Below are 26,557 nucleotides of genomic sequence, written 5' to 3'. Positions count from 1 at the left end.
ATGGACGTCGCCACCACCGAGGCCATCCGCCGCTCCGCCTTCGTCGACCACGGCCCGGAGGTTCCGCTGGTCGTCGCCGACGACGGCCCGCTTGCCGACCTCACGTTCGCGGTCAAGGACCTGATCGACGTCGCCGGCTTCCGCTCGGCCTGGGGCAACCCGGACCGGCTCGAGGAGGCCGGTCCCGCCCTCGCCTCGGCCCCGGCGGTGGTGGTGCCGCTCGCCGCCGGCGCGGCGCTGATCGGCAAGACCCACACCGACGAACTCGCCTGCGGCATGTTCGGGATGAACCCGCACTTCGGCACGCCGATCAACCCGCGGGCGCCGCTCAGGGCGCCGGGCGGCTCGTCGAGCGGGTCGGCGGTGGCGGTCGCCGCCGGCTTCTGCGACTTCGCGATCGGCACCGACACCGGCGGCTCGGTGCGGGTACCGGCGAGCTTCTGCGGCGTCTTCGGCCTGCGCACCACCTACGGCCGCGTCTCGGCCTCGGGCGTGATGGCGATGGCGCCGAGCTTCGACACCGTCGGCTGGCTCGCCCGCGATCCCGGCACGCTGCGCCGGGTCGCCGAGGCGTATTTCGGGGCGCCGGCCGCGCCGCCGAAGCCGCAGCGGCTGCTGCTCGCCCGCGACGCCTTCGACATCCCCGAGCCCGCGATCGCCGCGGCGCTGCTGCCGATCGCCCGCGCCCTCGGGCCGGCCGCGGAGGTCGTGCTCTACGCCGAGGGCGTCGAGCACTGGCTCGACACCTTCCGCCCGCTGCAGCTCCACGACCTCTACACCACCCTCGGCGCCTTCGCCCGCACGCCCGGCCGCCGGCTGTCGCAGGCCGTGGCCGAGCGGATCGACCTCGCCGCCTCGGTCGACCCGGCCGCCGTCGCCCGCGCGACGCCGCGCCGCGAGGCGCTCACCGACCGCCTGCTCGACCTCCTCGGCGACGACGGCGTGCTGGTGATCCCGACCGCCCACGACCTGCCGCCGCTGCGCAGCGCCGGCGTCTCCGCCCAGGTCGCCTTCCGCGAGAAGACGCTGGCGCTGACCGCGGTCGCCAGCCTGACCCGGCTGCCGCAACTCGCCATCCCCGCCGCCACCGTCGACGGCTGCCCGGTCGGCCTGTCGCTGATCGGCCCGCCGCGCAGCGAACTCGCGCTCCTCGCCTTCGCCGAGGCGATCGCCGCCGGGCGGGCGGCGCCGTGACGCCGGTGCCCGACGGCCGGCGCGACTTCGTCGGCTACGGCCCGAACCCACCGGATCCGCGCTGGCCCGGCGGTGCCCGGCTCGCCCTCGTCGTCGTGCTCAACCTCGAGGAGGGCGCAGAGCCGTCGATCCCGGACGGCGATCCCGACAGCGAGACCGCGCTCACCGACGCCGTCCCCGGCGAGGTCGGCGGCGGCCGGCGCGACTTCGTCGCCGAGTCGCTGTTCGAATACGGCAGCCGCGTCGGCTTCTGGCGGCTCGCCGAGCTGTTCGCCGAGCGCGGCGTGCCGCTGACGGTCAACGCCTGCGCCGCCGCGCTCCGCCGCAACCCGGCGATCGCCGCCGCCGTCCGCGACGGTGCCGCCGGCGGTGCCATGGATCTCTGTTGCCACGGCGACCGCTTCGTGCGGCACTGGCGGATGACGCCGGAGGAGGAGCGGGCGGCGATCGCGTCCGCCGTCCGCGGCTTCGTCGACACCGTCGGCCGTCCGCCGCTCGGCTGGCAGAGCCGCTATTCGCCGAGCGCGGCGACGCGCGCGCTCGTCGTCGAACACGGCGGCTTCCTCTACGACGCCGATTCCTACGCCGACGACCTGCCGTGGTGGACGGACGTCGGCGGCCGGCCGCATCTCGTGGTGCCGCACAGCTTCACCCACAACGACAACCGGCTCGCCACCGCCAAACTCGGCACCGCCGACGACTTCCTCGACCACCTCGCCGCCGCCTTCCGCGTGCTCCACGCCGAGGGCGCGCGCCGGCCGCGGCTGATGACGGTGAGCCTGCACGCCCGCATCTCCGGTCAGCCGTCGCGCTTCGACGCGGTCCGCCGCTTCCTCGACCTCGTCGGCGCTGCGCCGGGGGTGTGGTGCGCCGGCCGCTCGGAGATCGCCCGCCACTGGATCGCCGAACACCCGCCCGAGGAGCTGCCGTGACCCGTCTCGCCGTCACCGGCGGCCTCGTCGCCGATCCCGCCTCGGGCCTTCTCGCCGCCCGCGACCTCCTGGTCGAGGGCCGGCGCATCGTCGCGGTCGAGTCGCCCGGCACGCTCGACGCCGACACCGTGCTCGACGCCCGCGACCGGCTGGTGCTGCCGGCCTTCGTCAACGCCCACACCCACGGCCACGCCAACCTCGCCAAGGGCGTCGCCGACCGTTGGACCCTCGAGGTCTCGCTGACCAACGCGCCCTGGCTCGGCGGCGCGCGCAGCCCGGAGGAGATCTACATCTCCACCCTCCTCGGCGCCGTCGACATGCTGTCGAAGGGCTGCACCGCCTGCTTCGACCTCGTCTACGAGTTCCCACGGCCGACCGTCGAAGGCTTCATGGCGGTCGCGCGCGCCTATGCCGACGCCGGGATGCGCGCCGTGCTGGCGCCGATGGTGGCGGACCGCAGCCTGTTCGCGGCGATCCCCGGCCTCGCCGACGCCCTGCCCCCGGACCTCCGCGCCGCCGTCGGCCGTTTCGACCTCGGCGGTGCCGATGCGACGCTGGCCGCGCTCGCCGACATCGTCGCGGTTCGCGGCGACCTGCCGGAGGGCATCTCGCTCGCCCTCGCCCCGACGATCCCGCACCACTGCTCCGACCCCTTCCTGGCCGCGACCGTCAAGATGGCCGCGGCCAACGGCCTGCTCGTCCACATGCACGTCGCCGAGTCCCGGCTGCAGGCGGTGGCGGCGCGGCGGCTGTGGGGCGTGTCGCCGGTGCGCCGGCTCGCCGACCGCGGCGTGCTGTCGCCGCGCTTCGTCGCCGCCCACGCCGTCTGGCTCGACGGCGACGACTTCGACCTCCTCGCCGCCCACGGCTGCAAAGTCGCCCACGTCCCGGCCTCGAACCTGCGCCTCGGCGCCGGCGTCGCGGCGCTCAGGCCGATGCTGGAGCGCGGCATCCCGGTCGGCCTCGCCACCGACGGCGCCAACTCCTCCGACGCGCTGTCGATGCCGCAGGCGATCCGCCTCGCCTCCGCCGTCTCGCGGATCTTCGACGGCCCGCGCGAGGACTGGCTCGGCGCCCGCGAGGTGCTGACGCTCGCCACCGCCGGCGGCGCCGACCTCCTGGGCCTTCCGGCCGCCGGCCGGATCGCGCCGGGCGCCGACGCCGACCTCGTGTTCTACGACCTCGGCCACGTCGACTTCGTGCCGGCGAACGACGTGCTCAACCAGGTCGTCACCGCCGCCGACGGCGCGGCGATCACCGACGTCATGGCCGGCGGCCGACTGGTGGTGCGCGACGGCCGGCCGACCACCGTGGACCTCGCCGCCCTGCGCCCGCGGATCGCCGAGACGGTCGCGCGCCTGACCCGCGACCTCGCCGACGCCCGGGCGCTGGCGGCCCGGCTCGAGCCGCACGTGGTCGCCTTCGCCGCCGGCGAGGCCGGCTTCCCGCTGCAGGTGCGCCGCCAGCTGCCGGCGACCCGCCGCCGCCCGCCGTGACGCCCGCGGCGCCCACCGCTCCCGCTTTCCCCTCCCCGCCCCGGACAAACCCATGACGACCGCCCGCATCGGCCACATCACGCCCTCGTCCAACACCGCGCTCGAACCGCTGACCTACGCGATGAACCGGCCGCTCGACGGCGTCGTCGCCCACCACTTCTCGCGGATCCGGGTGACGCATCTCGCCCTCGAGCAGAGCTCGGAGGCGCAGTTCCAACTGGAACCGATGCTGGCCGGCGCGCGCCTGCTCGCCGACGCCCCGCTCGACGGCATCGTCTGGAACGGCACCTCGGCGAGCTGGCGCGGCCTCGACAAGGACCTCGCGCTGGTCGAGGCGATCACCCGCGAGACCGGCCTGCCGGCCTCGACCTCGACGATCGCCTTCTTCCGCGCCTTCCGCACCTTCGGCTGGAAGACCGTGGCACTCGCCGTGCCCTACACCGCCGACATCACCGCCGGCATCGCGGCGGAATACACGCGCCAGGGCTTTCCGGTGGTCGGCACCGCCGAACTCGGCATCCGCGAGAACGTCACGATCGGCGCGGCGCCGGCCGACGACATCCGCCGCATCCTGCGCGCCGCGGCCGCGTCGAAGCCGGACTGCATCGCCGTGGTCTGCACCAACTTCAACGCCACCGAGCTGGTCGAGGAGATGGAAGCCGAACTCGGCGTGCCGATCGTCGATTCCATCGTCGTCACCTACTGGGAGGCGCTGCGCCTCGCCGGCAAGGTGGTGCCGATCCCCGGCTGGGGCCGCCTGCTCGCCGCCGGCGAGGCGGGCCTCTCCGACTGAACCACGGCGCCGGCGGCCGCGGCTTGGGCAGCTTCTGCCCAATTTCGGGGCACGTCGGCGCGACATGCCCGCGGGGCGCACGGCCGGCGGCGATGGCACGGGACTTGCTGACCAAGTCCTTGTTCGATCGACCGGAAAACCGGGTCGGACGCCCTTGGATCCAGTGGAACGACCGCACGACGGTGGCGGGTCGGCGACGGGTGCTCGCACCCCGGCCGGCCGCGCGACGGGAGCGAGCAGCATGGATATCCGGGAAGGCGGCCTCGACGAACTGGCCGCGCGCGTCCGCACCGACCTCGAGAGCGTCGACTATCCGGCGCGCCCCTGGGTCCGGCCGCGCCGGCACGACGGCGAGCCGATGCACGACGTGGTGATCGTCGGCGGCGGGCAGAACGCGATCGCGATCGCCTTCGGCCTGCGCCGCGAGCAGGTCCGCGACGTCGTGATCCTCGACCGCAACCCGCCGGACCGCGCCGGACCGTGGGTCACCTTCGCGCGGATGCACACGCTGCGCACGCCGAAGACGGTCTGCGGCCCCGAACTCGGCATCCCCTCGCTGTCGGTGCGGGCCTGGTACGAGGCGCGCTTCGGCGCGGGCGCCTGGGCGAGCCTCGGCAAGATCCCGCGCGAGGTCTGGCACGACTACGTGCTGTGGCTGCGCGACACCCTCGGCATCGCGGTCACCGCCGACACCGCGGTCGACGACATCGAGCCGCTCGACGGCGGCGGCTTCGCCGTCCACGCCGCGACCGCCGGCGGCGGGCGGATCCGCGTCCTCGCGCGCACCGTCGTGCTCGCCACCGGCATCGAGGGATCCGGGCGCTGGCTGGTGCCGGCGGCGGTCGAGGCGGCGCTGCCGCGGACGCTCTACGCCCACACCGCCGACCCGATCGACTTTTCCGCCCTTTCCGGCCGCCGCGTCGCCGTGATCGGCGCCGGCGCCTCGGCCTTCGACAACGCGGCAATGGCGCTCGAGGCCGACGCCGCCGCCGTCGAGGTGTTCGCCCGCCGCCGGGCGCTGCCGAAGGCGAACCCGAACCGCTTCATCGAGGATGCCGGGTTCCTGCGCCACTTCCACACCCTCGACGACGCCACCCGCTGGCGCTTCATGGCGATCTTCCTGCGCCTCAACCAGCCGCCGCCGCAGGACACCTTCGAGCGCTGCGCCCGCCACGACGCCTTCGACCTCCACCTCTCGAGCCCGATCGAGGCGGTCGCCCACGAGGACGGCCGGGTCGTCCTCACGACGCCCAGGGCGCGGCGGGCCTATGACTTCCTGATCGTCGGCACCGGCTTTTCCGCCGACCTCGCGGCCCGGCCGGAACTCCGGCGGATCGAGGCCGACATCGCCCGCTGGGGCGACCGCTATGCGCCGCCGGCCGGCGAGGAGAACGCCATGCTCGCCGGCTTCCCCTATCTCGGCCCGGAGTTCCAGTTCACCGAGCGCCGGCCCGGCGCCGCGCCCCATCTCGGCGCGATCTTCGCCAACACCTTCGGCGCCATCGCCAGCCATTCGGCCACCGCCGGCATCTCGCAACTGAAATACGCCACCGAGCGCATCGTGTCCGGCGTCACCCGCCGCCTGTTCCTCGAACAGGCCGACAGCTACCTGCCCGGCCTCCTCGCCTACGACGAGATCGAACTCGACACCTCCGCCTTCGAGGCCGCCCGCGCCGCGCGCGCGGCGGCCGTCGCCTGAACCTCGGGAACCGCACCGCCATGGTCACCGTCGCCGACCGCGCCCGCCGCGTCGAGGAATCGATGGAGAAGATCGAGAGCCCGTTCGCGCTCGATCCCTCGCTCTGCCTCTACAGCCCGCAGGACAACGTCGATTCTCTCGCCCACCCGCGCATCGCCGCCTGGCTCGACTTCGTGAAGACCCGCTACGAGCCGACGTTGCCAGCGGCCAAGCGGCGGGTCCTGCTCTTCATGCCCTGCACGAAGACCAAGCCCTATCCCTTTTCGTCCGAACACAAGGCGATCAACCAGCGCCTCGCCGACTCCGGCTTTCGGCCGATCGGTCGGAAGCCGCTGCCGCAGGAGCTGCAGGCCCGCCTCGAGCCCGGATTCAGCCAGGACGTGCTCGACCTCTCGCCGCTGATGGACGGCGAGGGCACCCTCGTCCACCGCATGGTGATCTCCGAGCCGATGGCGGTGGTGCCCTACGAGCACATCGCCGAATACGAGGGCCTGCCCTCGCCGGCCACCGCCTACGACGACCCCGGCCTGTTCGAGAAGCGCGGCAACGCGGTCTCGCCCTGGCGGGACGACTGCACCGCGGTCGCGGTGTCGGCGACGCGCTGGAAGTGGGGCGACGAGGAGCGGCGGCACTACGCGCTGATGCACAACGCCATGGCCGAGGCGCTCGCCGAGGTGGTCGCGCGGATCCGCCCGCACTACGACGACGTCGTCGCCTGGGTGGCGCCGGGCCTGACCCACCGCAGCTTCGTGATCGGCCGCGGCGAGCGCGCCGCCAACAACGTGCCGGCGACGCGCCGCGTCGGCACCGGCACGGTCGGCCTCGTCGGCGCCAACGACCGCCTGCCGCCGGAGGCGGCGATCGCCGCGCTGCCGACGCCCGACCAGTGCCGCGACGCCGTCCGCCGCCTCGCCGACCGGCTCGGCGTCGGCATCACCGAGGCCACCGGCGTCTACGCCCGCGGCGGCGCCAACGCCACGCCGCTCGCGCTCCCCGAACTCCTCGACGTGCTGGTCGACCGCGTCCGCGGCGGAAAGGCCTCCTGACCCATGCCCCGCATCTCGATCGGCCTCAGCGACAGCGACCGTACCCGCCCCCTCGCCAGCGGCGAGGTTCCGATCGCGGGCTTCGACGCCGACGTTACGCTGATGGGCGTGCAGGCGCTGTTCAACCGCCAGCTCGGCGAACACGTCTTCGACGTCTGCGAGTTCCCGCTCGCCACCTATCTGCGCACGCTGGAGCGGCCGGACCGGCCGTATCTGGCGATCCCGGTGTTCCCGTCGCGGCACTTCCGCTTCTCGAGCGTGTTCGTCAACAAAGCCGCGGGCATCGCCGCGCCCGCCGACCTCGCGGGCCGGCGGATCGGACTGATGGTGTTCGACATGGCCGCCGCGGTCTGGCTGCGCGGCATCTTCGAGGAGCACCACGGCCTCGACCGCACCGCGCCGATCTACGTGACCGGCGGCCTCGAGGCGCCGCGTGCCGGCGACGAGCACCCGCAGCATTATCCGGCGAAGTTCCGCATCGAACACCGCACCGACCGCAGCCTCGCCGAGCTGCTCGCCACCGGCGAGATCGATGCGCTCTACACCGCGCGGGCGCCCAGCACGTGGCCGTCCGCGACGGTCGGGCGCCTGTTCGAGGACCCGAAGCCGGTCGAACTCGCCTATTACGCCAGGACCGGCATCTTCCCGCCGATGCACGTGCTGGCGCTCAAGCGCAAGGTCGCCGAGGCCAATCCGGGTCTCGTCCGCGCGCTTTACGACGCCTTCGTCGCCGCGGCGGCCGTCGCCCGCGCCCGGCTGTTCGACCAGGCCGCGCTCTCGACCAGCCTGCCCTGGCAGCTCGAGGCGCTGCTCGAAACCGAACGCCTGCTCGGCCGCGACTACTGGCCGGCGGGCTTGGCGAAGAACCGGGCGATGCTGGAGGTGATCTGCCGCTACGTCCGCGAGGACGGGCTGGTCGACACCGCCTTCACGCCCGAGGAACTCTTCGAGGGCGGCGACGTCCTGGATACCTGACCGGAAGAAACGGAGACGCGCGATGACGATTTCGGGGTTCGGCTGGCGCGACCTCTCCACCGACGCGGTCGCCGCGGCGGACCGGCTCGACTATTGGCGCGAGGCCACCAACAGCCTGTTCCCGCCGACCCGGCTGCGCCGGGCCGGTTCGGAGGGCTTCTACGGCCGCGTCGCCTGGCTCGGGATCGGCGACGTCACGCTCGCCGACATCGTCTCGACCAGCGTCGAGGTCCACCGCACCGAGCGCGACATAGGCGCCGGCGACGACCGCTGGTACGAGCTCACCCTCCAGGTCGAGGGCGACTGCGCCTTCAGCCAGGACGGCCGCGACGTCGTCACCACGCCGCGCAGCATGGTGCTCTACGACAGCCGGCGCCCCTACGCGATGCGCTTCCGCGGGCCCTACCGGCAGATCTCGCTGAAGGTGCCGCGGGCGGCGCTGCGCGAGCGCGTGCCCGGCGTCGACGCCCTGGTGTCGCGGCTGATTCCGGCCGACACCCTGCCCGGCCGCTTCGTCTACGACCTCGCCGGAGCGCTGTGCGACCGGCCGGGCGACCTCGCCCCCGGCCTCGCGCCGCGGCTCGAGGCCCATGTGCTCGAGCTGACCGCCACCGCGCTCCTCGGCGCCGCCGGTGACGACGACCGTTCGGCCAGCGGCCACGCGCTCGTCGACCGGGTCCGCGCCTACGTGCTCGCCCGGCTCGACGATCCCGAGCTCACGCCGCTCCGGATCGCCGAGGCCAACGGCGTCTCGCTGCGCCGGCTCTACGAGCTGTTCGGCGACGAGGACGAATCGGTCGCCGGCTTCGTCCAGGCCCAGCGCCTCGAGCGGATCCGACGCGAGCTCGCCGACCCGCTGATGCGCGGCCTGCCGATCGCCACCATCGCGCTCCGCCGCGGCTTCAAGGACGTCTCGCACTTCAGCCGCGCCTTCCGTCGCCGTTTCGGCGTCTCCCCGCGCGACTGGCGCGCCGGGCGGGCGCACGCCGGGTCATGATTTTGCGCGGCGCGGGACCAGACGCGGCCGTGGCGCCGCCGCCGCCGTCGGCGTCTAATCCGGGACACTCCGGAGCCCCCGCGCGGCGCTCCGGCGGCACCTCGGCGAGGACCCAGATGACGGACCGCGACTTCGACACGCAGGATTGGCAGGTGCGCGACCGCGCCCACTACCTGCACCCCTTCACCGACCATGCCGGCCTGCGCCAGACCGGCTCGCGCATCGCCGCGCACGCCGAGGGCATCCACGTCTGGGACACCGACGGCAACCGCATGATCGACGGCCTGTCCGGGCTCGGCTGCGTCAATCTCGGCTACGGCCGCCGCGAACTGGTCGAGGCGGTGGCGCGCGAGATGGCGGAGCTGTCCTACTGCCCGTCCTTCTTCAGGACCTCGCACCGCGCCGCAATCACCCTCGCCGAGACGCTGACCGGGTTGCTGCCCGATCACCTCAACCACGTCTTCTTCCAGTCGTCCGGCTCGGAGGCCAACGAGACGGCGATGCGGCTGGTGCGCCGCTTCTGGGACCTCGAGGGTCGGCCGGAGAAGCGGGTGATCATCGCCCGCGAACTCGCCTACCACGGCAGCACCCACATGGCGGCGAGCCTGTCCGGGATCCCGCCGATGTACGGCGCCGGCGGCGACGTGCCGCTGCCCGGCGTCGTCCACATCCGCACCCCCTACCGATACCGTCACGGCCGCGACATGGACCCGGCCGAGTTCGGCGTCGTCGCCGCGCGCTGGCTGGAGGAGAAGATCCTCGAGATCGGCCCCGACCGCGTCGCCGCCTTCGTCGCCGAGCCGGCCCAGAGCGCCGGCGGCGCGATCTGCCCGCCCGAGACCTACTGGCCCGAGATCCAGCGGATCTGCCGGAAATACGACGTCCTGCTCGTCCTCGACGAGGTGGTGATGGGCTTCGGGCGCACCGGCAAGTGGTTCGGCCACCGCTACTACGGCATCGAGCCCGACCTGATGCAGCTCGGCAAGGGCATCACCTCCGGCTACCTGCCGCTGTCGGCGACGGTGATCTCCGACCGCGTCGCCGACGTCCTGATCGACAAGGGCGGCGAGTGGGCGCACGGCTACACCTATTCCGGCCATCCCGCCTGCTGCGCCGTCGCGCTCGAGAACATCCGCATCCTCACGGAAGAGCGCATCGTCGAGCGCGCCGAGGCCGAGCTGGTGCCGGCCTTCGCGGCGGGGATCCGGAGCTTCGTCGACCACCCGCTGATCGGCGACTGCCGGTCGGTCGGGTTGATGGGCGGCCTCGAGATCGTGCGCGACAAGGCGACCGGCGAGGCCTTCCCCTACGAGGCCCACGTCGGCGACCATTGCAGCGCCGAGGCGTTGAAGCGGGGTCTGGCGCTGCGCGCCAACGGCGACACCATGAGCCTGATGCCGCCGCTGGTGACGACGCCCGACCAGATCGCCGAGATCTTCGCCATCGCCCGCGAGGCGATCGACGCCACCGCGCGGCATTTCGGAGCGATGTGATGGCGGCGCCGACGGGCCTCGTCTGGCACGAACTGCTGATGTGGCACGATACCCGTGCCCTCGCCGGATTCCTGGAATCCGGGCGCGGCGTGATCGAGCCCGACGAGCCCTCGGAGAGCGCGGACGGCAAGCGCCGGATCAAGAACCTGCTCGACGTCGCCGGCCTGACCGACCGGCTCGCGATCGTCAAGCCGCGGCCGGCCACGGACGCGGAGCTGACCCGCGTCCACGCGCCCGCCTATCTCGATGCCCTCCGCGCGATGAGCGCGGGCCGCGGCGGCGACGCCTCGCTCGGCCGTCCCGCGGGCGTCACGCCCTTCGGCCCCGGCGGCTACGACATCGCCGCGCTCGCCGCCGGCGGCGTGATCGAGGCGGTGGACGCAGTCGTCTCCGGCCGGCTCGCCAACGCCTACGCCCTGGTCCGCCCGCCCGGCCACCACGCCGAGGCCGACCACGGCTTCGGCTTCTGCATCTTCAACCACGGCGCCCTCGCCGCCCGCCACGCCCGCGCCGTCCACGGCCTTGCCCGCGTCGCGATCCTCGACTGGGACGTCCACCACGGCAACGGCGCCGAGCACCTGTTCTGGGACGACCCGGACGTCCTGACGATCTCGATCCACCAGGACGGGCTCTATCCGCCGGTCTCCGGCGCCTTCGAGGCCGCCGGCGGCGGGGCGGGCACCGGCTTCAACTGGAACCTGCCGCTGCCGGCCGGCTCGGGCATCGGCGCCTACCGCGCCCTGTTCGACCGCGTGGTGATCCCGCTGCTCGACCACTTCGCGCCCGACCTGATCGTCGTCGCCTGCGGCTTCGACGCCGGCGCCTACGACCCGCAGGGCCGCATGATGCTGGACGGCGACACCTTCGCGTGGATGACGCGCCGTGTCATGGAGGTGGCCGACCGCCACTGCGGCGGCCGGGTGGTCGCCACCCACGAGGGCGGCTACCATCGCCCTTCCGTCCCCTTCTTCGGCCTCGCCGTGGTCGAGGCGCTGTCGGGGCTGAAGGGCACCGTCGAGGACCCTTACCGGGCCCTGATCCCCGCCATGCCGGGGCAGGCCCTGCAACCCCACCAGGAGGCGGTGATCCTGAAGGCCGAGCAACGACTTGCCGCGTGGGAGGCCGCGCCGTGACCGGCATCCCCACCACCCGCCACTATATCGACGGCGCCTTCGTCGAACCGCATTCCCCGGCCCGGATCGCCGTCGTCAACCCGGCGACCGAAGAGCCGGTCGCGGAAGTCGCCGCCGGCGACGACGTCGACGTCGACCGCGCGGTCGCAGCCGCCCGCCGCGCCTTCCCGGCCTTCGCCGCCACTCGGCCGGCCGAGCGCGTCGCGCTCCTGCGCCGGATCGCCGACGTGTTCGAGGCCCGCCGCGACGAACTCGCCAGCGCCGTCACCACCGAGATGGGCTCGCCGCCCTGGCTCGCCCGCGAGATGCAGACCGGGTCGAGCATCGTCTATTTCCGCAGCGCCGCCGACGTGCTCGAGCGCTTCGCCTTCGACGAGCCGCGCGGCGAGACGCTGGTCACCCACGAGCCGATCGGCGTCGCGGCGCTGATCACGCCGTGGAACTGGCCGCTCAACCAGATCGTCACCAAGCTCGGCCCGGCGCTCGCCGCCGGCTGCACCGTGGTGCTGAAGCCGTCCGAACTGTCGCCGCTGTCGGCGCTGCTGCTCGCCGAGGTGCTGGACGAGGCCGGCGTTCCCCCCGGCGTGTTCAACCTCGTCAACGGCACCGGCCCGACCGTCGGCGCGGCGCTGTCGGCGCATCCGGACGTCGACATGGTGTCCTTCACCGGATCGACCCGGGCCGGCATCGCCATCGCACGGGCGGCCGCCGACACGGTCAAGCGGGTGCACCAGGAACTCGGCGGCAAGTCCGCCAACGTCGTGCTCCCTGACGCCGACCTCGACCTCGCCGTCACCGACGGCGTGCGCCGCTGTTTCATCAATTCCGGCCAGTCCTGCATCGCGCCGACCCGGATGCTGGTGCACCGCGACCAGCTGGACGAGGTGCTGGCGCGCGCGACCGCGGTCGCCGCCGCGGTGGTCGTCGGCGATCCGACCCGGCCGGAGACGACCATGGGGCCGGTCGCCGGCGCGGCGCAGTTCGCCAAGATCCAAGGGATGATCGAGACCGGCATCGCCGAGGGCGCCCGCCTCGTCGTCGGCGGGCCCGGCCGCCCGGAGGGGCTGAACCGCGGCTTCTACGTCCGCCCGACCATCTTCGCCGACGTGACGCCGGCCATGACCATCGCCCGCGAGGAGATCTTCGGGCCGGTGCTCTCGGTCATGACCTACGCCGACGAGGACGAGGCGGTGGCGATCGCCAACGACAGCCTCTACGGCCTCGCCGGCTACGTCCATTCGCGCGACCTCGCGCACGCCCGGGCCGTCGCCCGCCGCATCCGCGCCGGCCGCATCTTCCTCAACGACCCGTTCTTCGACTTCGAGGCGCCGTTCGGCGGCTACAAGCGCTCCGGCAACGGCCGCGAACTCGGCGTCCACGGGCTGATGGAGTTCCTCGAGGTGAAGGCGATCCTCGGCTACGACCGCGGGGCCGGCGCATGACCGTCCCCGCCGCCGCCCGCCTCTGGATCCGCGATCCGATCGCCGTCCTCGCCGAGGGCGCCGAGCGCGGCGTGGTCGTCGAAGGCGGCCTGATCGTCGCCCTCGTGGGACGCGACGACCCCGACCCCGCCCACGACCGCGTGTTCGACGCCGGCCGCCACGTCGTGCTGCCCGGCCTCGTCAACACCCACCACCACTTCTTCCAGACGCTGACCCGCGCCCACCCGGAGGCGATCAACAAGGAGCTCTTCCCCTGGCTGAAGGCGCTCTATCCGCGCTGGGGCCGGTTCCTCGACCGCGACCGCTTCCGCCTCGCCGTCCGTGTCGCGCTCACCGAACTCCTGATGTCCGGCTGCACGACCGCGTCGGACCACCTGTTCGTCTTCCCCGCCGACATGCCCGACGCCGTCGACATCGAGGCGGAGGAGGCCGGCCGGCTCGGCATGCGGATCGCCCTCACCCGCGGCGTGATCAACATGGGCACGCGCAGCGGCGGCATCGCCGACGAGCGGCTGATGCAGGACGACGACACCGTGCTCGCCGACTGCGAGCGCGTCATCGGCCGCTGGCACGACCGCCGCCCCGGCGCGATGACCACCGTCGCGCTCGCCCCTTGCGCGCCCTTCAACGTGACGACGCGGATGATGTGCGAGGCGGCGAGCCTCGCCGAGACCCACGACTGCCGGCTCCACACCCACCTCGGCGAGACCCACGACGAGGACGCCTTCTGCCTCGCCCGCTTCGGCAAGCGCCCGCTCGACTACCTCGAGGACTGCGGCTGGCTGAACGAGCGCGTCTGGCTCGCCCACGGCATCCATTTCGACGACGGCGAGGTCGCCCGCCTCGGCCGCCACCGGGTCGGCGTCTGCCACTGCCCGACCTCCAACGCCGTGCTCGCCTCCGGCCTCTGCCGGACCAGGGAGCTCGAGGCGGCGGGCTCGCCGGTCGGCCTCGGCGTCGACGGCTCCGCCTCGAACGACAGCTCCAACATGATGGAGACCGTCCGCCACGCCCTGATGCTCGGCCGGCTGCGCTACGACGCCGCCTCGGTCACCCATTTCGACGCGCTGCGCTGGGCGAGCGAGGGCTCGGCCGCCTGCCTCGGCCGCACCGACATCGGCCGGATCGCGCCGGGCATGGCCGCCGACCTTTCGCTCTTCACCCTCGACGACCTGCGCTTCTCCGGCGCCGGCGACCCGATCGCCGCGCTGGTGCTGTGCGGCGCCCACCGTGCCGACCGCGTCATGGTCGCCGGCGACTGGCGCGTCGAGGACGGCGCGCCCGTCGGCGTCGACGTCGCGCGCCTGCGCCACGACCACGGGGAGGCCGCCAAGGCCTTCCTCGCAGCCCTCTGACCCCGGGGAGCGCTCGACAGTTCATGAACGCCCCCACCGCCCGGGACGCCCTCGCCATGACCGAGCCCGTCACCGCCGACGACGCCCCGGTCGATCTCGTGATCGACCGCGCCGCCAAGACCTTCCGCACCGCGCAGGGTCCGGTGACGGCGCTGGACGGCCTGTCGCTGAAGGTGCCGCGCGGCGCCTTCGTGGCGCTGATCGGGCCGTCGGGCTGCGGGAAGTCGACGCTGCTGCGCATGGTCGCCGGGCTCGAGCAGCCCGACGACGGCGGCGCGGTGCTGGTGCGCGGCAAGCATCCCGAGCAGTTCCGCAAGGAGGGCGAACTCGGCATCGCCTTCCAGGATCCGGCGCTGCTGCCCTGGCGCAGCGTGTTCGCCAACGTCGCCTTCCCGCTGCAGATCCTCGGCCGCCCGGTCGCCCGCCACGCCGACGCCATCCGCGGCCTGATCGAGCTGGTCGGCCTGAAGGGCCACGAGGACGCGCTGCCGGCCGAACTCTCGGGCGGCATGCGCCAGCGCGTCGCCATCGCCCGCGCCCTCGTCACCGATCCCTCGGTGCTGCTGCTCGACGAGCCGTTCGGCGCGCTCGACCAGATCCTGCGCCGCACCATGAACATGGAGCTGCAGCGGATCTGGGCGGCGCGGCGCACCACCACGCTGCTCGTCACCCACGGCATCGACGAGGCCGTCTTCCTCGCCGACACCGTGGTGGTGATGCACGCCCGGCCCGGCCGGATCGCCGAGGTCGTCACCGTGCCGTTCCCGCGGCCGCGCACGCCGGAACTGTTCGGCCGGCCCGAGTTCCACGCGCTCTGCGACCGGCTCGCCGGCATCCTGCACGGGGAGGGCGGGCGATGATCGACCGCCGGCCCGGCGCCGAGACCGTCCGCGCCGTCCTGCTCGCGGTGGCCGTGCTCGCCCTCTGGGAAGTGCTCGGCCGCGGCACCGAGTGGGGTCGGGCGGTGATGCCGGCGCCGACGCGCATCCTCGCCGGCTTCGTGACCGACCGCGAGCTCTACCTGCTGCACGGCCTCGCCACGGTCGAGACCTCGCTCGCCGGCTTCGCGCTCGGCGTCGCGGTCGCGCTCCTCGCCGCCCTCGCCTTCTGCCTCTGGCCGAGCGCCGAGCTGTTGATGCGCGGCGTCAACATCGCGCTGTTCGCGATGCCGGCGATCGTGGTCGGGCCGCTGCTGGTGCTGTTCCTGAAGGGCACCTGGCCGCAGATCGCGCTCGCCGCGATGATGGTCTACTTCCCGGCGATGTCGGCGGCGCTGATGGGTCTGAGGACCGTCGACCCCCGCCTCGCCGACCTCGTGGCGGCCTACGGCGGCGGCGAGCGTCAGCTGATGCGCCACGTGCGCCTGCGCGGCGCGCTCCCGGCCGTGCTCGCCGGCCTGCGCATCGCCGCGCCGCTCGCGGTGCTCGGCGCCGTGCTCGGCGAGTTCGGGTCGGGCACGCGCTGGGGCTTCGGCGCCTTCCTGCTCTCCGCCCTGCCCCAGGGCGACCCGGCCCGGCTCTGGGGCATCGGCCTCGCCTCCAGTGCCGTCGCGCTCGCCGGCTACCTCGCCTTCCTGCTGCCCGCCCGCCGGCTCGACGCCACCACCGGCGCGGTGACGCTCGCCACCGTCCGCCCCGCCGACGCGTCGGCCGCCGCATCCGCGCCGCGCTGGCTCCGGATCGCGCTCGCCCTCGGCGCCCTCGCCCTGCCCTTCGTGGTCTGGGAACTGGCGGTGACACTCTCCAAGGTCAGCCCGATCGTCGCGCCCGGGCCGGTCCGGACCGTGATGTACCTCGTCACCGGGCGCGAGGCCGAGGCCGCCCGCGCCGCCATGGGCCGGGCGCTCGCCGAGACGCTGCCGATCGCCGCCCTCGGCCTCGTCGCCGGCCTCGCCTTCGCCTTCGCCCTCGCCGCCCTCGCCCTGCTCGCCCCGACCTTCGCCCGCGCCACCATGCCGGTGGCCCTCGTCGCGCAGAACATGCCGCTGGTCGCCGTGGTGCCCTTCGTGGTGCTGCTGTTCGGCCGTGGCGTCGCCGCCTCGGTGTTCATGGCGGTGCTGGTGGTGTTCTTCCCGGCCTACGTGATGATCCACCAGGGCCTCGTCTCGGTGCCGCGGGCCGCCGGCGACCTCGTCGCGGTCTACGGTGGGGGCCGGCTGAAGCACCTCGTCCACGTCGCCGTGCCCTACGCGGTCGGCCACCTGTTCGCGGCGGCGCGACTCGTCGCGCCGCAGGCCCTCCTCGGCGTCATGGTGGCGGAATGGCTGCTGACCGGCGTCGGCCTCGGCAACCTCCTCAACATTTCCCGCGGCGGGTTGGAGTTCGACATGATCTGGGCCGGCGCGTTGATCGCCATCCTGATCTCGGTCGCCGCCTACGAGGCGGTCGGGGTCCTGGAGCGGAGATACCGGCGATGACCGCGATCCGCTGGCACCACGCCTCGCTCACCGTCGCCGACCTCGACCCGGCGATCGCCTTCTTCGGCACCGTGTTCGGCTTCTCGCCGCTGTTCGTCGAGCGCGGCATGACCGACGACATCGTCGCCATGACCGGCCGGCCCGGCCTCTCCTGCGACTTCACGCAGATGCGCGCCGACGCCCATCCGCTGATCCTGGAGCTGATCGCGTTCCACCCCGCCGACGAGCCGCGGCCGGAGGCGGACGCGCTGCTCTGGCGGCCGGGCGCCGGTCACGTCGCCTTCCACGTCGACGACTTCGAGGCGACGCTCGCCGCCGCCATCGACGCCGGCGCCCGCGTGCTCGGGCGCCCGATCGAGTTCCCCGGCGGACGCGCGGTCTACTGCGTGGCGCCGGGCGGAGCCTTCTTCGAGATCGAATGGCTCCACCCCGAACCGCTGCCGCAGGAGGCAGTCGGTCCTCGCGAAGGCACGGCGGAACCCCGGCACGAGACCGGGCCGCCGTGAAGATTGCGCTCGACACGTTCGAGCGACAGGTCAAAAAGATGCCGCAAGGCACCGTGATCCATGAGGAAGGATCCCTCGGAACCAATCTCGGACCGGCCGGCCGCCGGCCGGTCCGCCCCACCACCCGACCCCGCGACACCGCCGATCGAAGGAACCCTGCCCATGCCGATCATGCCGAGCCGCCGCGCCTTCACCACGGGGGCCCTCGCCGGCCTCGCCGCTGCCGCCCTATCGCCCGTCGGCCGCGCCCGCGCGGCGACGCCGCTGAGCTTCCAGTCGATCTGGATCAACGACCCGGAGTTTGCCGGCTATTTCATCGCGATCGACAAGGGCTACTACGCCGCCGAGGGCCTCGACCTCACCTACATCCCCGGCGGCCCGGACGTGATCCCGCAGGCCTCGCTGCTCACCGGCAAGGCCGACATCGCGCTGACCTCGCTGCTCGAGACCGCCTCGGCGGTGTCGGAGAAGGGCGCGCCGTTCAAGATCGTCGGCGCCCAGTTCCAGCGCAGCCCGGACAGCATCATCAGCCTCGAGGCGACCGGCATCACGTCGATCAAGGACCTCGTCGGCAAGACCGTCGCCTGCCCGCCGCTCAACGACGGCACCTTCAAGATCATCCTGGCGGCCAACGGCATCGCCGCCGACCAGGTCAAGATCGTGCCCTACGCCTTCGACCCGACGCCGCTCGCCACCGGTCAGGTCGACGCGGTCGTCGACTTCATGACCTCGCTGCCCTTCATCGTCGAGCAGACCACCGGCAAGAAGACCAGCTTCATCCTGTTCGCCGACGCCGGCATCCCCTACGGCCAGGATCTCGTCACCGTCACCGAGGAGACGCTGGCCACCCGCCGCGCCGACGTGGTCGCCTTCCTGCGGGCCAGCCGCAAGGGCTGGGACGAGAACTTCACCGACCCGGTCAAGTACGCCAAGGACTTCGAGAGCACCTGGTACAAGGGCAACGGCTACACCCCCGAGGCGGCCGACTTCCACGCCAAGATCCAGGTCGACCTGATCAAGCACCCGAAGGGCGTGTTCACGATGGACGACGAGTGGCTCGCCAAGAACCTAGCCACCCTCGAGAAGGTCGGCATCAAGGCCAGCCCCGACCTGTTCGACACCTCGCTGCTCGCCGAGATCTGAGCGCGGGACGCGACGACCCGGACGTCCCGCCCCGGCGGGGCGTCCGCACCATGAACGGAGACGCGACGAGGATGCCGGCGCTGTTCACTCCCTTCCGCGTCCGCGACGTCACGTTCCGCAACCGGATCGTGCTGTCGCCGATGTGCCAGTACGCCGCCGTCGACGGCCGGGCCACCGACTGGCACTTCGACCACCACGCCCGCTTCGCCCTCGGCGGCGTCGGCGGCGCCGTGGTCGAATCGACCGGCGTGCTGCCGGAGGGGCGGATCACGCCCGACTGCCTCGGCCTATGGGACGACAGCCAGATCCCCGGCCTCGCGCGCATCGCCGCCACCTACCGCCGCCAGGGCGCGGCCGTCGGCATCCAACTCGCCCACGCCGGACGCAAGGCGAGCAGCGCGCCGCCCTGGGACGGCGGCCGGGCGCTCCCCGCCGACGATCCGCGGGCGTGGCCGACCGTGGCGCCGAGCGCGATCGCCTACGACGACGACTGGCCGGTGCCGCACGCCCTCGCCGAGGACGAGATCGCCGCCGTGATCGCCGCCTTCGGCGCCGCGGCGCGGCGCGCGGTCGCCGCCGGCTTCGACTTCGTCGAGATCCACGGCGCCCACGGCTACCTGATCCACTCCTTCGTCTCGCCGGTGTCGAACCGGCGCACCGACCGCTGGGGCGGCTCGGCCGAGAACCGGATGCGGCTGCCGGTCGCCGTGGCAGAGGCGGTGCGCGCGGCGATCCCGCCGACCATGCCGCTGTTCTACCGCGCGTCCTGCATCGACCGCATCGACGGCGCGGGCCTCGTGCTCGACGACGCGGTCGCGCTCGCCCGCGCGCTGAAGCCCGCCGGCGTCGACGTGGTCGACTGCTCGGCCGGCGGCATCCTGGTGCGCACCAATCCCGGCCACATCCAGGAGGGCCCGGCCTTCCAGGTCGGCTTCGCCGCCACGATCCGTCGCGAGGCCGGCATCGCCACCATGGCGGTCGGCGCGATCACCGAGCCGCGCCAGGCCGAGGCCGCGGTCGCCGACGGCTCGGCCGATCTCGTCGCGATCGGCCGCGAACTGCTCGCCGATTCCAACTTCGCCCGCCGTGCGGCCGAGGAGCTCGGCCTCGACCGGCCGGATTTCGTGCTGCCGGACCGCTACGCCTTCTATCTCCAGTTCCGCCGGCCCCGGCCGTGACGGCTCTCGAAACCGCCCCGCTCGGCCGCACCGGCCTCGTGGTCGGCCGGGTCGGCTTCGGCGCCGCCCCGCTCGGCGACTTCTTCGCCCGGCTCGACGAGGCGACTGCGATCGCCACCGTCTCGGCCGCGGTCGAGGCCGGCATCACCCTGTTCGACGTCGCGCCGCACTACGGCAACGGCCTCGCCGAGCACCGCGTCGGCACGGCGCTCCGCGCCGTCCCGCGCGATCGCTTCGTGCTCTCCACCAAGATCGGCCGGGTGATGGAGCCGGCCGCCGCCGCGGGTGCGCCGGCGGCCCCTCCGCCGCGCGGCTTCGTCGGCGGCCTGCCGCACCGGCCGCGCTTCGACTATTCCTACGACGGCGTGATGCGCTCGTTCGAGCAGTCGCTGCTCCGGCTCGCCACCGACCGGATCGACATCCTGCTGATCCACGACGTCGACGACTGGACCCACGGCCCGGAGGGCGCCGAGGCGCGCTACCGCGAGGTCATGGACGGCGGCCTCCGTGCCCTCGACGAACTGCGCCGTGCCGGCGTCGTCCGCGCCGTCGGCCTCGGCCTCGACGACCACGTCTGGTGCGAGCGCTTCCTGCGCGACGGCGACTTCGACGTCTTCCTGCTCGCCGGTCGCTATTCGCTCCTGGAGCAGCCGGGCGGCGAGACGCTGCTGCCGCTCGCCGCGGCACGGGGCGTCGGCGTGATCCTCGGCGGGGTGTTCAACTCCGGCATCCTCGCCACCGGCCCGGTTCCGGGCGCGCGCTACAACTACGAGCCCGCGCCGCCGGACGTGCTCGCCCGCGTCGGCCGGATCGCCGCCGTCTGTGCCGACCACGGCGTCGCGCTGTCGCACGCCGCCCTGCGCTTCGCCCTCGCCCACCCGGCCGTCGCCGCCGTCGTGCTCGGCGCCGTCACCCCGGCGGAGATCGCCCGCAACCTCTCCGCCGCCGCCGCGCCGATCCCCGCCACGCTCTGGGCGGACCTGCGCGCGAGCGGACTGATCGCGGAGGACGCGCCGACGCCGTGAGCGGGCCGTGGAGGGGCTGACCGTGCGAGCAGCGGTCGGACGTGGCCGTCGGGGCGCAGCACGACTTGCGCATATACGGCAATGCCGTATATTTACCCCATGCACGGGGTAGTCCTCACGTCGACATTCGAGCGGCAGGCGAAAGCTCTCGGGCTCGATGACGAGGAATTGCTCGACATCGTGTCCCTCATAGCCGCCGACCCGGAGGGCGGCGACCTGATGCCGGGAACCGGCGGAGCGCGCAAGATGCGCCACGCCGGGCGAGGCCACGGGAAACGTGGGGGCTATCGGACGATCCACTACTTCGGCGGTGACGATGTTCCGTTATTTCTGTTGTCGGTGATCGACAAGGGCCGACGTTCCGATCTGTCGGCTGCCGAGAAGAACCAACTCGCCGCGATCCTGCCGCGGATCGCGGCCGCTTACAGGAGACGGCAATGAGCGACTTCGGTCGAGATCTCATCGAGAGCGCCAACGAGGCCCTGGCCATCGCCGAGGGCCGCGCGACGCCGGTCCGCGTCATCCCGGTGGCGGAAGTCGACGTCGCGGCGATCAGACGGCGTCTCGGGCTGTCGCAAGTGCGTTTTGCAAAGCGTTTCGGGCTCGTTCCCGCCACGGTGCGCGACTGGGAGCAGGGCCGCCGTACGCCGGATCACACGGCGACCGCACTCCTGCGTGTGATCGCCTACGCTCCGGAAACGGTGGAGCGCGCCCTGGCTGCCGAAGCGATCGCACGCCCCTCCGAGACGTAAACGTCGGGCGGGCCCGCCGGAAACGCTAAGGGCGCCCGCGAAGGCGCCCTTTCAACGTCCCGATATCTCAGGAAAATATGGTCGGAGCGGCGAGATTCGAACTCACGACCCCTAGTCCCCCAGACTAGTGCGCTAACCAGGCTGCGCTACGCTCCGTCGGCGAGGGATGTAGCCCGTTCACACCGGGTCGACAAGAGAAAAAAGCGTCAATCCGCAGGGGCGTGGCCTTCGTCAACGGAGCCCGCCGGCAGTGGCCCAGGATAGCCGGCTCCGCCGTGACGCGTATGCGCTCACCGTGTCTGGTCGAGCAGGCGCTTGCATTCGAGGAGTTCGAACAGGGTCGACTGGAGGCGGCGGATGTCCTCGCGCGAGAGCGCGCCCTGCGGGGCGTCTCCCGCCGCCGCCGCACCGCCGCGGAAGCGGCCCATGAAGCGGAAGGCGCCGCGCGCCGGCGTGCCCTCGGGCAGGATGCCGGCCGGCAGCGGTTCGTCGACGGTGCGGGCCGCCTCGCCGCGCGGCGGCGCGACGACTTCGGCGACGACCTCCTCGGCCTCGCCCTCCTCGGTCTCGTAGTCGGCGCCGTCGGCGTCGTCGACCTCGTCCCGCGGGTCGATCGCGGCGCCGCGTGCCGGGCCGGTCGGGATCGGCTTGCCGGGATTGCGGCCGATCTCGATCACGGCGCGCTGCCCCTGCTCCTTCAGGATCCGCTGCACGCCCTTGATCGTGTAGCCTTCGCCGTAGAGCAGGTGGCGGATGCCGCGCAGCAATTCGACGTCGTCGGGTCGGTAGTAGCGCCGCCCGCCGCCGCGCTTCAGCGGCCTGATCTGGTTGAATCGGGTTTCCCAGAACCGCAGCACGTGCTGCGGCAGGTCGAGGTCCTCGGCGACCTCGCTGATCGTGCGGAACGCGTCCGGTGACTTATCCACGCTCTACGACCCGCCTCTGCTGCCGGCCGCGCGACCCCGGCGCCCGCGCCGAGCGGGGGCGTCGGCGCCCGCTCAGTCCTCGCCCTCGTCCGCGACCGTGTCGCCGTTGATCCGCTGCTTCAGCACGTTGCTCGGCTTGAAGACGAGCACCCGCCGCGGCAGGATCGGAACCTCCTCGCCCGTCTTCGGATTGCGCCCGACCCGTTCGGACTTCGAGCGCACCATGAACGTGCCGAAGGACGACAGCTTGACGGATTCGCCGGTCACGAGGCAATCGGCGATCTCGCGCAGCACCACCTCGACCAGTTCGGCCGATTCGCTGCGCGACAAACCCACCTTCTGGTAGACGGATTCGCAGAGATCGGCACGAGTGACGGTCTTGCCCCCCATGATGCCTGGACTCCCCGTAATCGGTGCGACCCGGGGCGGACGTGCGCCTTCGTTTCCAGGGCACACTGGCCGCCGACCCCGCGAACGGTAGCGAGGCCGGTCGCCCCGGTCAACCGAGAACGCCGGCAAGCCGTTGAGACTTCGGGAAATAAGCGTGCCGCCGGGATCACCACCGCAGAATGATCGAGCCCCAGGTGAATCCGCCGCCCATCGCCTCCAGCAACACGACGTCCCCGCGCTTCACCCGGCCGTCGCGCACGGCCTCGTCGAGCGCGAGCGGGATCGAGGCCGCGGACGTGTTGCCGTGTCGCTCCACGGTCACCACCACCTTTTCGGGTGCGATGCCGAGCTTCTTGGCGGATCCGTCGATGATGCGCCGGTTGGCCTGGTGCGGCACGAACCAGTCGATCGTGTCGCCGGAGAAGCCGGTCGCCTCGAAGGCCGCCTCGATCACGTCGGTGACGGCGCCGACCGCGAACTTGAAGACCTCGCGGCCCTCCATGCGCAGGTGGCCGACCGTGCCGGTCGAGGACGGGCCGCCGTCGACGTAGAGCTTGTCCTTGTGGCGGCCGTCGGCGCGCAGGTGCGCGGTCAGGATGCCGCGGTCGGCGGTGTCGCCGGCGCCCTCGCCGCGCTCCAGCACCACGGCGCCGCCGCCGTCGCCGAACAGCACGCAGGTGGTGCGGTCGGTCCAGTCGAGGATGCGCGAGAAGGTCTCGGCGCCGATCACCAGAGCGCGGGTGGCGAGGCCGGTGCGCAGCATGCTGTCGGCGGTGGCGAGCGCGTAGACGAAGCCCGAGCAGACCGCCTGGACGTCGAAGGCGGCGCCGCGGCGGATGCCGAGGCGGGCCTGCACCTCGGTGGCGGTGGCCGGGAAGGTGTTGTCGGGGGTCGAGGTGGCGACGATCACGAGGTCGACGTCGTCGGGGCCGATGCCGGCGGCGGCCATGGCGCGCGTCGCCGCGGCGGCGGCGATGTCCGAGGTCTTCTCGCCCTCGGCCGCGACGTGGCGCTCGCGGATGCCGGTGCGCTGCACGATCCAGTCGTCCGACGTCTCGACGATCCGCGACAGCTCGTCGTTGGTGACGGTGCGCGCCGGCAGATAGCTGCCGGTGCCGGTGACGACGCTGCGGGTGACGCTCACTGCCTGTCTCCGAGAGGTGGCGGGCGTTCGCGCCCGCGCACCCGTGTGATGCCTGTCTTCTGCGGCGCGATTGCGCCGGTGATGTGGAGCCGTCGTCCGCGGCCGGCAAGAGGGCCGCGCCCTCAGCCGTCGCCGCCTTCGGCCCGGGCGCCGAAGCGGCCGCGATGGTACTGGGCGAGGTCGGCCTGGATCTTGGCGAGCAGGTCGTTGCGGACCATGTCGTAGCCGAGATCGAGGGCGCTGGCGAAGCCCTCCATGTCGGTGCCGCCGTGGCTCTTGATGACGATGCCGTTCATGCCGAGGAAGACGCCGCCGTTGAGCTTGCGCGGGTCCATCTTCTCGCGCAGGCGCTCGAAGGCGGAGCGCGCGAACAGATAGCCGATCTTCGCCATCAGCGTCCGGCTCATCGCCTGGCGCAGGTAGGAGCCGACCTGCCTGGCCGTGCCCTCTGCTGTCTTCAGCGCGATGTTGCCGGCGAATCCCTCGGTGACGATGACGTCGACCCGGCCCTGGCCGATGTCGTCGCCCTCGACGAAGCCGGCATAGGCGAGGTGCGGCATGTCCGCCTCGCGCAGCATCTGGCCGGCGGTGCGGACCTCTTCGTTGCCCTTGACGTCTTCGACGCCGATGTTGAGCAGGCCGACGCTCGGCCGCTCGACCTGGAACAGCGCGCGCGCCATCGCCCCGCCCATGACGGCGAAGTCGATCAGCTGCTGGGCGTCGGCGCCGACGGTGGCGCCGACGTCGAGCACGATCGATTCGGAGCGCAGCGTCGGCCAGATCGCCGCGATGGCGGGCCGCTCGATGTTGGCGAGCGTGCGCAGGCAGAATTTCGACATCGCCATCAGCGCGCCGGTGTTGCCGGCCGAGACGCAGACCGCGGCCTCGCCGCGCTTCACCGCCTCGATCGCCCGCCACATCGACGACTTCCAGCGACCCTGACGCAGCGCCACGGACGGCTTGTCGTGCATCGCCACGGTGACGTCGCAGTGGTGGAAGGTCGAGGCCGCGGCGACGCGCGGATAGCGCTCCAGCACGGGGCGGGCGACCGCCTCGTCGCCGTAGAGCACGAAACGCACGTCGGGTCGGCGGGAGAGTTCCAGATCCGCTCCGGCGATGGTGACGGCGGGACCGTGGTCGCCGCCCATCACGTCGATCGAGATGATCATCGGCTGAGGCATGTGGTTCCGTTCCGGGCGGTGTCCTGCGGGGTACCCCGGCGCGGGCGGAAGATACCCGCTCCGGCCCGCGACACAACAGAAAACGGGCCGGTCCGCGGCGACGACGCGTCGCCCCGGGCCCGGCCCCGATTCGGGAGGGTGCGGCGGTCGTCAGGCGTCGTCGTCGCCCTTGAGCTTGGCGAGCGCGGCGAACGGCGACGGCGGCACGTCGGCCTCCGGGTCGTCTTCGATATGCGGCTCGAACACCGCGCCGGGGGCGCGCGGATAGGGATCGAGCCCGACGGCGACGTGTTCGGCCACCAGCGCACCGACGTCGATCGAGCGGCCGTCGAACGGCTCCGGCGGATCGGCCTCGCCGACGCGGATCTCGATCTCCTCGTCCGGATCCGGCTCGACGATCTCCTCGGCCGGCAGGAAGGTGACCTCGATGGTCTCGCGGACGTGCTCGTCGACCGGCTCCAGCGTCAGGACGCAGGCCTGGGTGACGTCGGCGTCGACGACGCCGGTGACCTTGACGCCGGTGCGCCGCCACGGCTTCACCGTCACCGTCGCCCGGATCGAGCCGACCGCGAGGATGTCGAAGATCTCGGCGAGGCCGGCGCGCTCGGCCTCGTCGGCCTCGATGGTCAGCGTCGTGCCCTCGGCGGGCAGACGGTCGACGGCGACGCGGCGGGCGAACGGGAGGGGGGGCGGCGGGGCGCCGGTGTCGTGGCCGGTCATGTCGGTCCGTGTGCTCCGGAGGTGGTCGCCGCGCCGGCGGGGAACGCCGGCCGCGGCCAGGGAATGTCGGCGGCCGCGAGCGCGGCCGGGTCGGCGGCGCCGAGGGCGGCGATCGCCGCCTCCGCGTAGGCGGCGAGCGCCTCGGCGACCCCGGCCGGGGCGGCGCCGTCGTAGACGTTGCGCGCCAGCGCCTCGGCGAGGGCGGCGCGATCGCCGGCGGCCTCGTAGGCGGTCAGGCGGCCGTAGAAGGCCGACGCGATCTTCTTCATCTTCTTCGGCACGGTGACGTCGCCGACGCCGGTCTCGCGCAGGGTGCGGTCCATGTCGTCGAAGAAGGCCTCGGCGAGCCGGGTGCCGGTCTCGCGGGTGGCGTCGTCGCGGCCGAGCCGTGCCACGACGAGGCCGCAATGCAGCACCATCAACTCGAACCGGCCCTCGACGGTGTCGGGGACGGCGAGATCGACGTAGAAGACGGGGCGGCGCGCCTGCGCGACGATCGCCGCGTAGAGCGCCCCGATCCCGTCGTCGCGTCGCCGCCGGAGAAGGCCGAAAACCATGGTGTCCCGCGGGTCCTCGCGATGGTCCGGCCCCGGCCGGGAAGGCCGGATTTGCCGTTGCTTC

Annotated in this window: 26 protein-coding genes and 1 tRNA gene; 20 read left to right on the top strand and 7 right to left on the bottom strand. The window is 73.0% G+C overall.

Annotated elements, in window-relative coordinates; all coding sequences use genetic code 11:
- The 20 genes from EDD54_RS02130 (at position 1) to EDD54_RS02035 (ending at position 21,575) form a co-directional block, all read left to right on the top strand.
- Positions 1–1,194: an amidase gene (locus EDD54_RS02130; RefSeq protein ID WP_126537015.1), complete on the top strand. Its 1,194-nt coding sequence runs from the start codon at positions 1–3 to the stop codon at positions 1,192–1,194.
- A complete protein-coding gene (locus EDD54_RS02125) occupies positions 1,191–2,126 on the top strand; it encodes a polysaccharide deacetylase family protein (RefSeq protein ID WP_207620609.1) in 936 nt (311 codons plus the stop codon). Before EDD54_RS02130 ends, EDD54_RS02125 begins: the two co-directional genes overlap by 4 nt.
- Positions 2,123–3,622 (top strand): amidohydrolase family protein, encoded by a 1,500-nt coding sequence (locus EDD54_RS02120; RefSeq protein ID WP_166653424.1) that lies wholly within the window; start codon positions 2,123–2,125, stop codon positions 3,620–3,622. The genes EDD54_RS02125 and EDD54_RS02120 overlap by 4 nt, the downstream gene beginning before the upstream one ends.
- Positions 3,623–3,674: 52 nt before the next feature.
- Entirely contained in the window at positions 3,675–4,415 is a 741-nt protein-coding gene (locus tag EDD54_RS02115) for a maleate cis-trans isomerase family protein (protein WP_126537019.1), read from the top strand.
- Positions 4,416–4,656: 241 nt separating this feature from the next.
- Positions 4,657–6,114 (top strand): NAD(P)-binding domain-containing protein, encoded by a 1,458-nt coding sequence (locus EDD54_RS02110; protein WP_126537021.1) that lies wholly within the window; start codon positions 4,657–4,659, stop codon positions 6,112–6,114.
- A 20-nt stretch (positions 6,115–6,134) separates the two neighbouring features.
- Positions 6,135–7,160 carry a hypothetical protein gene (locus tag EDD54_RS02105; protein ID WP_126537023.1) on the top strand — a complete coding sequence of 342 codons (1,026 nt, stop codon included), beginning with the start codon at positions 6,135–6,137 and terminating at the stop codon, positions 7,158–7,160.
- Positions 7,161–7,163: 3 nt separating this feature from the next.
- On the top strand, positions 7,164–8,135 hold the full coding sequence (locus EDD54_RS02100; RefSeq protein ID WP_126537025.1) for a substrate-binding domain-containing protein: 972 nt from the start codon (positions 7,164–7,166) through the stop codon (positions 8,133–8,135).
- A 22-nt stretch (positions 8,136–8,157) separates the two neighbouring features.
- A complete protein-coding gene (locus EDD54_RS02095; protein ID WP_126537028.1) occupies positions 8,158–9,132 on the top strand; it encodes an AraC-like ligand-binding domain-containing protein in 975 nt (324 codons plus the stop codon).
- Positions 9,133–9,248: 116 nt separating this feature from the next.
- Complete coding sequence (locus EDD54_RS02090; protein ID WP_126537030.1) at positions 9,249–10,625, top strand: aminotransferase; 1,377 nt, start codon at positions 9,249–9,251, stop codon at positions 10,623–10,625.
- Positions 10,625–11,758 (top strand): class II histone deacetylase, encoded by a 1,134-nt coding sequence (locus tag EDD54_RS02085; protein WP_126537032.1) that lies wholly within the window; start codon positions 10,625–10,627, stop codon positions 11,756–11,758. Before EDD54_RS02090 ends, EDD54_RS02085 begins: the two co-directional genes overlap by 1 nt.
- Positions 11,755–13,200, top strand: coding sequence for an aldehyde dehydrogenase family protein (locus EDD54_RS02080; protein ID WP_126537034.1), 1,446 nt, complete (start codon positions 11,755–11,757; stop codon positions 13,198–13,200). Before EDD54_RS02085 ends, EDD54_RS02080 begins: the two co-directional genes overlap by 4 nt.
- Complete coding sequence (locus tag EDD54_RS02075) at positions 13,197–14,555, top strand: 8-oxoguanine deaminase (protein WP_126537036.1); 1,359 nt, start codon at positions 13,197–13,199, stop codon at positions 14,553–14,555. The genes EDD54_RS02080 and EDD54_RS02075 overlap by 4 nt, the downstream gene beginning before the upstream one ends.
- A 23-nt stretch (positions 14,556–14,578) precedes the next feature.
- Positions 14,579–15,415, top strand: a complete 837-nt coding sequence (locus tag EDD54_RS02070; RefSeq protein WP_126537038.1) for an ABC transporter ATP-binding protein — start codon at positions 14,579–14,581, stop codon at positions 15,413–15,415.
- Positions 15,412–16,971 carry an ABC transporter permease gene (locus EDD54_RS02065; protein WP_126537040.1) on the top strand — a complete coding sequence of 520 codons (1,560 nt, stop codon included), beginning with the start codon at positions 15,412–15,414 and terminating at the stop codon, positions 16,969–16,971. The genes EDD54_RS02070 and EDD54_RS02065 overlap by 4 nt, the downstream gene beginning before the upstream one ends.
- On the top strand, positions 16,968–17,477 hold the full coding sequence (locus EDD54_RS02060; protein ID WP_126537042.1) for a VOC family protein: 510 nt from the start codon (positions 16,968–16,970) through the stop codon (positions 17,475–17,477). Before EDD54_RS02065 ends, EDD54_RS02060 begins: the two co-directional genes overlap by 4 nt.
- Positions 17,478–17,639: 162 nt before the next feature.
- Entirely contained in the window at positions 17,640–18,620 is a 981-nt protein-coding gene (locus EDD54_RS02055) for an ABC transporter substrate-binding protein (protein ID WP_208112139.1), read from the top strand.
- 71 nt (positions 18,621–18,691) lie between these two features.
- Positions 18,692–19,798: an NADH:flavin oxidoreductase/NADH oxidase gene (locus EDD54_RS02050; protein WP_207620511.1), complete on the top strand. Its 1,107-nt coding sequence runs from the start codon at positions 18,692–18,694 to the stop codon at positions 19,796–19,798.
- A complete protein-coding gene (locus EDD54_RS02045; protein ID WP_126537046.1) occupies positions 19,795–20,823 on the top strand; it encodes an aldo/keto reductase in 1,029 nt (342 codons plus the stop codon). The genes EDD54_RS02050 and EDD54_RS02045 overlap by 4 nt, the downstream gene beginning before the upstream one ends.
- Before the next feature lie 99 nt (positions 20,824–20,922).
- Positions 20,923–21,264 carry a type II toxin-antitoxin system RelE/ParE family toxin gene (locus EDD54_RS02040; protein WP_126537048.1) on the top strand — a complete coding sequence of 114 codons (342 nt, stop codon included), beginning with the start codon at positions 20,923–20,925 and terminating at the stop codon, positions 21,262–21,264.
- The gene (locus tag EDD54_RS02035; RefSeq protein ID WP_126537050.1) at positions 21,261–21,575 is read left to right on the top strand and encodes a helix-turn-helix domain-containing protein; all 315 of its coding nucleotides are present in this window, start codon (positions 21,261–21,263) and stop codon (positions 21,573–21,575) included. Before EDD54_RS02040 ends, EDD54_RS02035 begins: the two co-directional genes overlap by 4 nt.
- 78 nt (positions 21,576–21,653) lie before the next feature.
- On the opposite strand, the gene EDD54_RS02030 is transcribed toward EDD54_RS02035, so the two are convergent.
- The 7 genes from EDD54_RS02030 to EDD54_RS02000 form a co-directional block, all read right to left on the bottom strand.
- A tRNA-Pro gene (locus EDD54_RS02030) sits at positions 21,654–21,731 on the bottom strand.
- A gap of 134 nt (positions 21,732–21,865) precedes the next feature.
- A complete protein-coding gene (locus EDD54_RS02025; RefSeq protein ID WP_126537052.1) occupies positions 21,866–22,501 on the bottom strand; it encodes a MerR family transcriptional regulator in 636 nt (211 codons plus the stop codon).
- A gap of 72 nt (positions 22,502–22,573) precedes the next feature.
- Positions 22,574–22,891 (bottom strand): integration host factor subunit alpha, encoded by a 318-nt coding sequence (locus tag EDD54_RS02020; RefSeq protein WP_126537054.1) that lies wholly within the window; start codon positions 22,889–22,891, stop codon positions 22,574–22,576.
- Positions 22,892–23,057: 166 nt separating this feature from the next.
- Entirely contained in the window at positions 23,058–24,035 is a 978-nt protein-coding gene (locus EDD54_RS02015; RefSeq protein ID WP_126537056.1) for a beta-ketoacyl-ACP synthase III, read from the bottom strand.
- A gap of 122 nt (positions 24,036–24,157) precedes the next feature.
- Complete coding sequence (gene plsX / locus EDD54_RS02010; protein ID WP_165644747.1) at positions 24,158–25,216, bottom strand: phosphate acyltransferase PlsX; 1,059 nt, start codon at positions 25,214–25,216, stop codon at positions 24,158–24,160.
- Between the two features lie 150 nt (positions 25,217–25,366).
- Positions 25,367–25,936 carry a YceD family protein gene (locus EDD54_RS02005; protein ID WP_126537058.1) on the bottom strand — a complete coding sequence of 190 codons (570 nt, stop codon included), beginning with the start codon at positions 25,934–25,936 and terminating at the stop codon, positions 25,367–25,369.
- Positions 25,933–26,493, bottom strand: a complete 561-nt coding sequence (locus tag EDD54_RS02000; RefSeq protein WP_126537060.1) for a ubiquinol-cytochrome C chaperone family protein — start codon at positions 26,491–26,493, stop codon at positions 25,933–25,935. The genes EDD54_RS02005 and EDD54_RS02000 overlap by 4 nt, the downstream gene beginning before the upstream one ends.
- Positions 26,494–26,557 lie beyond the last annotated feature (64 nt).

The organism is Oharaeibacter diazotrophicus (genome assembly GCF_004362745.1).
GTDB lineage: Bacteria > Pseudomonadota > Alphaproteobacteria > Rhizobiales > Pleomorphomonadaceae > Oharaeibacter > Oharaeibacter diazotrophicus.
The sequence above is the reverse complement of the archived record's forward strand: the minus strand, read 5'-3'. Positions and strand labels throughout refer to the sequence as shown.